At 58.2% G+C, this 7,825-nt stretch carries 4 protein-coding genes; 3 read left to right on the forward strand and 1 reads right to left on the reverse strand.

The features are described from left to right. The first annotated feature begins 28 nt into the window (after nucleotides 1-28). Nucleotides 29-2,140 carry a potassium-transporting ATPase subunit KdpB gene (gene kdpB / locus HMPREF3039_RS04775; RefSeq protein ID WP_067569661.1) on the forward strand — a complete coding sequence of 704 codons (2,112 nt, stop codon included), beginning with the start codon at nucleotides 29-31 and terminating at the stop codon, nucleotides 2,138-2,140. Nucleotides 2,141-2,169: 29 nt separating this feature from the next. Next, a complete protein-coding gene (kdpC, locus tag HMPREF3039_RS04780) occupies nucleotides 2,170-2,736 on the forward strand; it encodes a potassium-transporting ATPase subunit KdpC (RefSeq protein ID WP_067569640.1) in 567 nt (188 codons plus the stop codon). A 148-nt stretch (nucleotides 2,737-2,884) separates the two neighbouring features. Here the strand turns inward: kdpC and HMPREF3039_RS04785 are convergent, their stop codons facing one another. Continuing rightward, entirely contained in the window at nucleotides 2,885-4,486 is a 1,602-nt protein-coding gene (locus HMPREF3039_RS04785; RefSeq protein ID WP_067569643.1) for a putative Ig domain-containing protein, read from the reverse strand. Nucleotides 4,487-4,658: 172 nt separating this feature from the next. Here HMPREF3039_RS04785 and clpB point away from each other — a divergent pair, with 172 nt between their 5' ends. Then, a complete protein-coding gene (gene clpB / locus HMPREF3039_RS04790; protein WP_067569646.1) occupies nucleotides 4,659-7,241 on the forward strand; it encodes an ATP-dependent chaperone ClpB in 2,583 nt (860 codons plus the stop codon). Nucleotides 7,242-7,825: the final 584 nt, after the last annotated feature.

Here is a 7,825-nt window from a genome sequence, read left to right on the forward strand (position 1 = left end):
ATTTGCCAACAATTCAAATTTCAAGATGATGAGAGAAGAAAAGAAAAATAAATTCTGGTGCGACAAGGCCATGCTGAAAACGGCTTTCCGGGACGCATTGCGCAAGTTCGATCCGCGCGCCCTGTCCAAAAACTTTGTGATACTTGTCACGGCCCTGGGCGCCCTGATCTCCACTATCGTCCTTGTCAGGGACGTGGCCGCGGGGCAGCCTTTCAGCTTTACCCTGCAAATCACGCTCTGGCTCTGGTTCACGGTCCTGTTCGCCAATTTTGCGGAAGCATGGGCGGAAGGGCGTGGAAAGGCCCAGGCGGACGCTCTGAAAAAAATGCGCGTGTACGTCAACGCCCGCCTGCTGACGGACAAGGGAACGGAGGAAATCGTTTCCGTTTCCGAACTGCGCAAGGGACAGAAGGTGCTGTGCGAGGCAGGGGACGTCATTCCGCTTGACGGCGAAGTGATTGAAGGCATTGCCAGCGTGGACGAGTCCGCCATTACCGGTGAATCCGCCCCGGTCATCCGGGAAAGCGGCGGCGACCGCAGCGCCGTGACGGGCGGCACCCGCGTGATCAGCGACGGCATTGTCATCCGCATCACGGCGGAGCCGGGCAATACCTTCCTGGACCGCATGATTGCCATGGTGGAAGGCGCCAGCCGTCAAAGGACGCCCAATGAAATCGCGCTGGGCATTCTGCTGGCGGCGCTGACCATCGTTTTCATTGCCGTGGTGTTTTCCCTGCCAGCCATGGCCGGGTACATTGAGGATTCCGCGCGGGAGCTCGGTTTCCATGCGGATGGCCATATTTCCCTGCCGGTTCTGGTCTCCCTGATGGTGTGCCTGATTCCAACGACGATCGGCGGCCTGCTGAGCGCCATCGGCATCAGCGGCATTGACCGTCTGGTGCGCCGGAATGTGCTGGCTACGTCGGGCCGTGCCGTGGAAGCGGCCGGGGACATCGACGTGCTGATGCTGGACAAGACCGGCACCATCACCTTCGGCAACCGCATGGCGAATGAATTCCTGCCCGCTCCCGGCGTGGAGGAACAGAAGCTGGCGGAAGCCGCCCAGCTTGCCTCCCTGTCCGATGAAACGCCGGAAGGCCGCAGCATCGTCGTACTGGCCAAGAAGCTGTTCGGCATCCGGGGAAGCCACATGGATGCCGACCATGTCGCCTTTGTCCCGTTCTCCGCCTCCACGCGCATGAGCGGCGTGGACATTGCCGGGCATGACGGCCAGCCGGCCGTCTCCATCCGCAAAGGTGCGGCGGAAAGCGTGGCGCAGTGGGTGAAGGAGCAGGGCGGGACTTTCCCGCAGGAGGTGGAGATGACCGTGCAGAACGTAGCCCGCGCAGGGGGAACTCCGCTGGTTGTAGCCAGAGGAAGGGACGTGCTGGGCGTCATTTATCTGAAAGACATTGTCAAGGGAGGCATCAAGGAACGCTTCGCCCATCTCCGGGCCATGGGCATACGCACCGTCATGGTGACGGGGGACAATGCCCTGACCGCCGCTTCCATTGCGGCGGAGGCCGGGGTGGATGATTTCATGGCGGAAGCCACGCCGGAAATGAAGCTGGCGCGCATCCGGCAGGAGCAGGCGGCTGGCCATCTGGTAGCCATGACTGGAGACGGCACCAACGACGCGCCCGCCCTGGCCCAGGCCGACGTGGGCGTGGCGATGAATACCGGCACGCAGGCCGCCCGGGAGGCGGGCAACATGGTGGACCTGGACAGCAACCCGACCAAATTGATCGAGATCGTGGAGATCGGCAAGCAGCTGCTGATCACCCGCGGTGCGCTGACGACCTTCTCCTTTGCCAATGATGTGGCCAAATACTTCGCCATCATTCCCGCCATGTTCGCGGGGCTGTTTGTTGCTGACGGCATGGTCAACGGCCCTCTTTCCGCACTGAACGTCATGGGGCTGCATTCTCCGCAGAGCGCCATTCTCAGCGCCGTTATTTTCAATGCCCTGATCATTGTGGCATTGATCCCGCTGGCCTTGAAGGGGGTTTCCTACCGTCCGTCCGGGGCCGCCTCCCTGCTGAAACGCAATATCCTCATCTACGGCGTCGGAGGCCTGATTGCGCCTTTCATCGGCATCAAGCTCATTGACATGGCCGTCACGGCCCTGCACCTCGTCTGAACAATCAAAACCCAACCTGTCGAATTATTATGAAATGGACATTTCCCAATCTGCGCCTTTTCCTGGCGCTGGCCGTCATCACCGGCGGCATTTATCCCGCGGCCGTCACACTCGTCAGCCTGGCCGTATTCCCCCATCAGGCGCATGGCTCCCTGATCCGGAATGAGCAGGGGGAAGTCATCGCGTCGGAGCTCATCGCCCAGCCCTTTACTTCCGCCAAATATTTCTGGCCCAGGCCTTCCGCCGGAGACTACGCCACCATGCCTTCCGGAGCCAGCAACCTTTCCTGGACTTCCGCAGAGCTGGTGAAAACAGTGGCGGAACGCAAGGCAGCGCTGCTGAAGGCCCACGGCCTGCCGCAGGGGACGCCCGTTCCGGCGGACCTGCTTTTTGCGTCCGGCAGCGGCCTGGAGTCCTTCATCTCACCGAAGGCGGCGGAATTCCAGGTGAATCGTGTTGCCGCCGCCCGGGGAGAGGACCCGGAAAAAATCCGGAAGACGGTGGCCGAACATTTCATCAGTGGAGGCATTCTGGGGGAAAACGTGATTAACGTGATGACTTTGAACGCCGCCCTGGATAAATTGCCCCGCAGTTAGCGGCAGGGAGCAACAAGCGCCCCGGTCCGGAAAATACCCCTGCGGAGAAATCGCCCGGTTTTGGCCGGCGCCTTGGCTCCGCGTCTTTTTCCGGTCCCCGGGCGCTTGTCATTTGCAGGATGGTATTCGAGGATGAACCGGCACCCTCTTATTTTTTGCCGTCCAAAAGGAACAGGGACGCCCCGTGCGGGTTAAGTTCCACATTCATTTCCTGCCGGACGGTGCCGGCATCTTCCTGTTTCCACAAGTCCCGGACGTTTTGCGGAGATTTCAATTTGAGGAGGGAAAGCGGCACCTTGACAGTCCGGCGCTGGTTGCCCGTATTGAAGAAGCCGATGGCGCGCCGGTTGCCGTCCAATGGTTTGACCCATACTTCGCAATCATTGGCGGATAAGACCTTTTCCGCAGGTCCGTAAAATGTCTGGTTGACGGCAATCACTTCCCTGTTGCACAGGAGGCCCCGGGTAAAATCGTCCAGATGCTCCAGATCGCATGAAATGATCAGGGGGGCGGACATGATGGACCAGAAGGACATTTGGAAATATTGTTCATCCGGAGTCAGCCGGGTGGGTTCGAAAGTGGTGTTCGCACGCCCGACTTTGCCCAGCCGGCCGATCTGGAGCATGTCGGGGTCATTCCAGTGTCCCGGCCTGGTGTAAGGCTGCCACTTCCCCTGGGAGGAAGCGATTTTTTTCAAGCTGCCCCAATGGTCTTCAATATCTCCGGTAGTGCGCCATACGTTGGTTATTTTGCTGATGGGACCGGCAATTTCAAACGGGGTGGAGTTGGAGACGCTCAGGACAATGTCCTTGCCGCTTTTTTTCAAGTCTGAGGCGATTCTCTCCGTATTAGGTACGTCGATCAGGTACCAGTCCATCTTCACGTAATCGAACCCCCATTCCGCCCACTGCCGGGCATCCTGGGTAACCATCCATACGGGGCCGACCTTGGTGGCTCCCAGTTGTTTGGATCCCGGGCAGGCGCCAAACAACTGGTCGGGTTGCGGACGTTTGTTTTCCGGAAGGGCCAGGGAGGAATAGTCTCCCTGGGGATTGGGGGAAGAACCGCCTATGTAGCCGGCATAAGTGCCCATCCACGGAGAGGAATAAATCCCCGCCTTGAGTCCGAGGCTGTGGATTTCATTGCACATGGCCTTCATGTTCGGAAAGCGCTTGTTGGGCTGGATGGCGCGGTACTTGCCGCCTCTGGCGCCCTGCCAGCAATCGTCAATGTTGACGTAGCTGTAGCCGTACCGGGCCAGCCCGGAATTTACGAGCAGACGGGCGGTTTTCAGGATGTTTTCCTGGCTTACGCCGCCGCTGTAGGAATACCAGCTGCTCCAGCCCATGGGAGGCGTCAGGCATATTTCCTGCCCGATGCGGATGGTGATGGTTCCTTGTGTTTTGCCGTGGCTGTTGCTTGCCTGCACGGGAAAGGAATAAACTCCCGGGCGGCTGATTTTACCTGTGATGATGCCGGTTTCCTTGTCCAGCTTCAGCTCTGGAGGAAGTTTGGCGGCGGCGAAGCTCATGGGGCGTTCTCCGCTGGCGCAGACGGAGAACTGGATGGGAGAACCGGGACGGGCTCCGAAGAGCCGCGGTTCATTCAGGAGGGGAGCCGGTGATTCCGGAGGAGTCAGGCGCAGCCCGGATTCAGGGGCCGGGTACGGGGAAGGCATTTCCTTGGAGAAAACGGGCATGGGAGCCAGGAACAGAACGGAGCAGGCAAGCGAGGGGAAAAAAGAGGTCATTGTGATGTTGAGTAAAAGGTAATGGGAAAGAAAGAATTCAATTTATGAAAAGAAGCAGTCCATGGCAACGACATAGTAAGATTTCCGGAGATAAATTTTTAGATAACAGGAAAAATCTTGTTTACCTATTCAACGGTTGGGACCATTCTTATGTCTAAAACACCAACATACCATGCTTAATAATCTAACAACAAAATTTCAAGAAGCGCTGATGCAGGCGCAGCAGGCCGCGGGGCGGCTGGGAAAGCCGGAAATCTCTTCTCTGGATGTTCTGGTGGCGTTATTGGAGCAGGAAGGCGGTATTCTGCCTCCCATTCTCCGCAAGGCGTCCTGTGATCCGGGACTTCTCCTCCAGGCCGCAAAGAGTGAAGTGGCCCATGAACCCACCCAGAGCGGAGCTTCCACACAGCCGCAGATAGGCCGTGACCTGGCTACCGTGATGCAGGCCGCGGAGGAAGAGCGCAAAAAGCTCAAGGACGACTACCTCAGTGTGGAACATTTCATGCTGGGCGCCCTGGACACGCAGAACAAGGTGCACCAGCTGACCGACACGTTCGGCCTGACCAAGGACAATTATCTGGCCGCCATGAAGGAAGTGCGCGGCAACCAGCGCGTTACGGACGACAATCCGGAAGGCAAGTACCAGACGCTGGAAAAATACGGCACGGACCTGACGGCCCGCGCCCGCGCCGGAAAAATCGACCCGGTGATCGGCCGTGACACGGAAATCCGCCGCGTGCTCCAGATCCTTTCCCGCAGAACCAAGAACAATCCCGTGCTCATCGGCGAGCCCGGCGTAGGGAAGACCGCCATTGCGGAAGGTCTGGCGCGCCGCATCGTGAACGGCGACGTTCCGGAAAGCATGCGCAACAAGCGCATCGTGTCCCTGAACATCGGGTCCATGCTTGCCGGGGCCAAGTACCGCGGGGAATTCGAAGAACGCCTGAAATCCTTCCTGAAGGAAGTGACGGAATCCAACGGTGAAATCATCCTCTTTATTGACGAACTGCACACCATTGTGGGAGCGGGCGCCAGCGAAGGGGCCGTGGATGCGTCCAACCTGCTCAAGCCCGCCCTGGCGCGCGGCGAACTGCGTACCATCGGCGCGACGACGCTGGACGAATACCGCAAGTACATTGAAAAGGATGCCGCCCTGGAACGCCGGTTCCAGCCCGTCATGGTGGCGGAACCCAGCGTGGAGGATACGATTGCCATTCTGCGCGGATTAAAGGAACGGTATGAAGTGCATCACGGCGTGCGCATCACGGATGCCGCCATCGTGGCCGCCGCCACTCTTTCCGACCGCTACATTTCCGACCGGTTCCTGCCCGACAAGGCGGTGGACCTGGTGGACGAGGCCGCCGCCCGGCTCAAGATTGAACTGGACTCCATGCCTTCGGAAATTGACCAGATTGAACGCGAAACCATGCAGCTCGAAATGGAGCGGCAGGCGCTCGCGAAGGAGGAAGACGCGGACAGCAAGGCCCGTCTGGAAAAGATCACCAAGGAACTGGCTGACCTGAAGGAAAAATCCGGTTCGATGATTGCCCAGTGGAAGAGTGAAAAAGCCGCGCTGGACGCCGTCCGCGTGGAACAGGAAAAAATAGAGGCCCTCAAGATTGAAAGCGAACGGGCCAAGCGGATGGGCGACTTGACACGTGCGTCTGAAATCACTTACGGAGAACTGCCGGAGGCCGAACGGGCCCTGGCGGAGGGAAAGGAAAAACTCAACAAGATGCAGAAGGCGGACGGAGGCCTGCTGAAGGAGGAAGTCACGGAGGCGGACATCGCCAAGGTGGTCGCCACCTGGACCGGCATTCCCGCCGCACGCCTGCAGGAAGGGGAACGCGCCAAGCTCGTCCACATGGAGGAACGCCTCGGAGCCCGCGTCATCGGGCAGAAGCAGGCGGTCAAGGCCGTGTCTGACGCCGTGCGCCGTGCCCGTGCGGGGCTTCAGGATGAAAACAGGCCCATCGGCTCCTTCATGTTCCTGGGGCCCACGGGCGTGGGCAAGACGGAACTCAGCAAGGCGCTGGCGGAATTCCTCTTTGACGATGAAAACGCCATGATCCGGATAGACATGTCCGAATACATGGAAAAACACTCCGTAGCCCGGCTCATCGGGGCTCCTCCCGGATACGTGGGCTACGAAGAAGGCGGCCAGCTTTCCGAAGCCGTGCGGCGCCGTCCCTACTGCGTGATTCTGTTTGATGAAATTGAAAAGGCCCATCCGGACGTTTTCAACGTGCTTCTCCAGGTTCTGGACGACGGCCGCATTACGGACGGGCAGGGACGTACGGTGGACTTCCGCAACACGGTCATCATCATGACGTCCAACATCGGCAGCCAGTACATCCTCAATGAAATCAACGCGGAACAGCGCGAAGCCAAGGCGATGGAAGCCCTGCGGGGCCACTTCCGCCCGGAATTCCTGAACCGCATTGATGAAATCATCATCTTTGACCGGCTGACGGCGGAAGAACTCAAGGGCATTGTGGACATTCAGCTTCAGCGTGTCCGCAAGCGTCTGGAAGCCAAGGGCCTGTTCCTGCGCATGACTCCGGAGGCTACGGCCCTGGTAGCGGACCACGGCTTTGATCCCGTCTATGGAGCCCGCCCCCTCAAGCGTGCCATCCAGCACGACCTGCTGGACCCCCTCAGCCTTAAACTCCTGGAAGGAGACTTCCCGGAAGGGACGGAAATCGTGGTTCGGGAAAAGGGAGGCAAGCTTGACTTTACCAAGGAAAAGAAATAACTGAAAAGCCTGTATTTCCGGCGTGATCCGGAAGCGGACAGGGGCGCAGCGTTAGGCTGCGCCCCTGTTTATTGGGTAGCGCGGAGAGAGAAGGACGTGCATGGGTTTCATATCTCCTCATTCCTTTTTCTCCACAGGAGAAACAATGGAACTGTTGCTATTGACCTGGGCAATCTGACCTTTGAAAACAGCAGGGTCGCAACAGGGGAAAACGCCATGATCCCTGCAGGGACGCGTCAGCTTATATAAGCAACTTTTTTAATAACAATCACGCAATCAGGGAAAATAAATCAGCCCAGGCAAACGCGGAAGCCATCCATGCCCATGGGGAGATGGCGCCGGATGCCGTCTGTTTCTCCAACCATGCGGCAAGGAGGGAAGAAAGGCATGGGAAAGGGAGGAAAAGGAGAATGTTCAAAAAAATGACGAGTGGAAAAAGAAGTATGACAAAAACGCATTTTATTCATTATTAGAATATTACGGATGGACGTTTCTAACTTGGAAAGCAGTTCGGATAATTTTTGGTTCAAAATATATTGACAAACAGGTGTGTTTTAGTAGACTTCTCGGCACGCCAACACGGC

This window comes from Akkermansia sp. KLE1798 (genome assembly GCF_001580195.1).
GTDB classification, from domain to species: domain Bacteria; phylum Verrucomicrobiota; class Verrucomicrobiia; order Verrucomicrobiales; family Akkermansiaceae; genus Akkermansia; species Akkermansia biwaensis.

Coding starts and splice junctions, on each gene's coding strand:
- HMPREF3039_RS04785 (WP_067569643.1), bottom strand. CDS start 4,486: ATGACCTCTTTTTTCCCCTCGCTTGCCTGCTCCGTTCTGTTCCTGGCT.
- kdpC (WP_067569640.1), top strand. CDS start 2,170: ATGAAATGGACATTTCCCAATCTGCGCCTTTTCCTGGCGCTGGCCGTC.
- kdpB (WP_067569661.1), top strand. CDS start 29: ATGAGAGAAGAAAAGAAAAATAAATTCTGGTGCGACAAGGCCATGCTG.
- clpB (WP_067569646.1), top strand. CDS start 4,659: ATGCTTAATAATCTAACAACAAAATTTCAAGAAGCGCTGATGCAGGCG.